Raw genomic sequence first — 2,813 nt, forward strand, 5'->3', positions numbered from 1 at the left:
CCGCCAGGCCGGCCTCACCCAGGCACAACTGGCCGAGCGGATGGGCCGCTCCCAGGCCCTGGTGAGCCTCGCCGAGCGGGCCGCATTGCGCATCGGCACCCCCTACCTCCGCGCCGTCCTTGAAGCCTGCGGCCTTCCCGGCGACTGGCAGCCCTGAACCCGGCAGGCAGATACCTACTCAATAAAAGATCAACGCAAAGGCGCGAAGGCGCCAAGAACAGCAAGGAAGACCTTTCTTTGCGTCTTTGCGTCTTTGCGTCTTTGCGTTGAACGCTTTTTCTCTTCCTCTCGTGTGATCGAGCCCCATGTTCGCCCTCGGCATTTCCGATTTCAGCGTTGGTGAAGGCGTCTACCCGGCGAAGCAGCTCCTGTCGCTGGCGCGGCAGTTGGGCTACCGCGACCTGGTCTGCTGGGACAAGGGCCTGGCGGGCTATCCGAAGCTGCGGGACACGCTGGAGTGGATCCACAAGTCCCGGGAACTGGAAGGCCTGCCGCCGGATCCGCAGTGGACGGGCTTCCGCCTGCACCTGGGCTGTCGCTTCACCTGGCGGGGCCACGGCTGCGGCGCGCTGCCATACAGCGATGCGGGCTACGCAGCCCTGAACCGGCTGCTCTCGGCCCAGGCCCATGAGGGGCACACGCCACTCATCCCGGGGCTGGGCGAGGCGGAGCCGCCGCGGGACTGCGTGCTGTTGGCCGACGACCTCGCGGGCCTGGACGCCCTGCTGCGAGAGGGCCTCTACGCGGCGCTGCTGGCCCACCCCGGTCGCGTGCAGGAGGCCCGGAAGGCCCTGGCCGCGGGCCTGGAGGTGGTGGCGCCCCAGGTGCTGCGCTTCCGCACCGCCGAGGGCCTGGAGATGCACCGGCTCAAGCGGGCCATCGACCAGCAGGCCACCTTCCTCCGAACCGAGGCCCTGTGGCAACCCGCCGAGGCCGCGGTGCCGCGGAGCGAGTGGGAAGGCCGCTTCCCCTTCTGCGATCCCGCCGTGGCGAAGGCCACAGAAGCCGTGCTGGAGCGCATCGCGGGCTGGCCCATCCACTGGGGCGACTGGGTGCTGCCCGATCCGCTGGGTCGTGAGGGCGCCGACCTCGATGCGCTCCTGCGAGAGCGTGTGCGGGCCGGTGTCGAACGTCGGTTCCCGGTCGTGCGTGGTGACATCCTCGCCCGCATGGAGCAGGAGCTGGACCTGATCTCCTTCAAGATCTTCGCCCGCTACTTCCTCCTGGTGCAGGACATCGTCCAGGCGCTGAGGCACAAGGGGCTGCCCACCAACATCTGCGGCCGGGGCAGCGGTGCGGCCTCCCTGGTGAGCTACGCCCTGGGGCTCAGCAATGTGGACCCCGTGGATACGAACCTGATGTTCGAGCGCTTCCTCACGAAGGAGCGCAAGGATCCGCCGGACATGGACATCGACTTCGCGTGGGACGAGCGCGACGCGGTCATCCAGGCCGTGTTCGAGCGCTACGGCCGCGACCGCGTGGCCATGGTGTCCAACCACGCCTTCTTCAAGGCCAAGGGCGCCCTGCGGGCCGTGGCCCAGGCCCACGGACGGCCCGACAGCGAGCTGAAGCAGCTGGCGCGCCTCGTGCGCGGCTGGGAGGGCGGCCTGGTGCGTGCCGCGGAGAACCCCGCCTGGGACCTGATCCTCCGCCAGGCGGCTGCGCTGAAGGGCCACTTCCACCAGTTCTCCGTGCACCCCGGCGGCACCATCGTCACGCCCGGCCCCCTGTGGGAGCACGCCGCCTTCCAGCCCGCGCCGGCGAAGGCGGGCGTCTCCACCACCACCTGGGACAAGGACGGCGTGGAGAACTACGGCCTGGTGAAGATCGACCTGCTGGGCAATCGCAGCCTCGCCGTCATCCGTGATGCCTACAGGGTGCTGGGGGACCTCAAGCCCGCCGATCCCGGCACCCACTCGCGCAACGATCCCGAGACCCGGGCCCTGCTGGCACGGGGCGACAGCATCGGCGTGTTCTATGTCGAGAGCCCCGCCACGCGCCAGCTCCAGCAGCGGGTGGGGAAGGGCGACTTCGAGACCCTGGTGATCCACAGCAGCCTCATCCGCCCCGCCGCCTACCGCTGGGTGGACCGCTACGTGAAGCGTTCTCGCGGCGAGGAGGTCTGGGAGCCCAGCGATCCGGTCTTCACCGAGCTGCTCTCCGAGAGCTACGGCGTGCTGGTCTACCAGGAGGACGTCATCAAGGTCTGCGTGGCGCTGGCGGGCTGGAGCCACTTCGAGGCCGACCAGCTCCGCAAGCTGCTGGGCAAGCCCGACTGCGAGGCCAAGCTGCCCTTCTTCGAGGCGCGCTTCCGGCGCGGTTGTGCCGAACGCGGCGTGCGGCCCGCCACGGTGGACGAGTCCTGGGACATGATCCGCACCTTTACGGGCTACTCCTTCTGCAAGCCCCACTCGGCCAGCTACGCCCAGGTGAGCTTCGAGAGCGCCTGGATCAAGACCCACCACCCGGCCGTGTTCTTCGCCTCGGTCATCACCAACCAGGGCGGCTACTACCCTGCCATCGCCTACCTGGGCGATGCGCGGCGCCACCGTCTGGTGGTGCGCGGGCCCGATGCCAACCAGTCCCTCTGGCCCTTCACGGCCGAGGGCGAACAGGCCCTGCGGGTGGGCCTCATGCAGGTGCGCGGCGCGCAGGAGAAGGAGGTGAAGGCCCTGCTGGAGGAGCGCGCGGCGAATGGCCCCTTTGCCCACCTGGACGAGCTGCTGGGTCGCGTGCCGCTCAGCGTCACCACGGCGGAGGCGCTCTGCGCCGCCGGGGCCTTCGACCGCTGGGCGCCGGATGGCGACCGCACC

The 2,813-nt window shown here is 69.7% G+C and carries 2 protein-coding genes; both read left to right on the forward strand.

Annotation, left to right across the window (positions count from 1 at the left end):
• On the forward strand, positions 1-157 hold a 157-nt coding region (locus tag WAS25_RS14070; RefSeq protein WP_422313186.1), incomplete at its 5' end, for a helix-turn-helix domain-containing protein.
• Between the two features lie 148 nt (positions 158-305).
• Positions 306-2,813 (forward strand): hypothetical protein (locus WAS25_RS14075; protein WP_422313184.1); only part of this gene is annotated, 2,508 nt, incomplete at its 3' end.

This window comes from Geothrix sp. (genome assembly GCF_049292215.1).
In the GTDB taxonomy this organism is placed as follows: Bacteria; Acidobacteriota; Holophagae; order Holophagales; family Holophagaceae; genus Geothrix.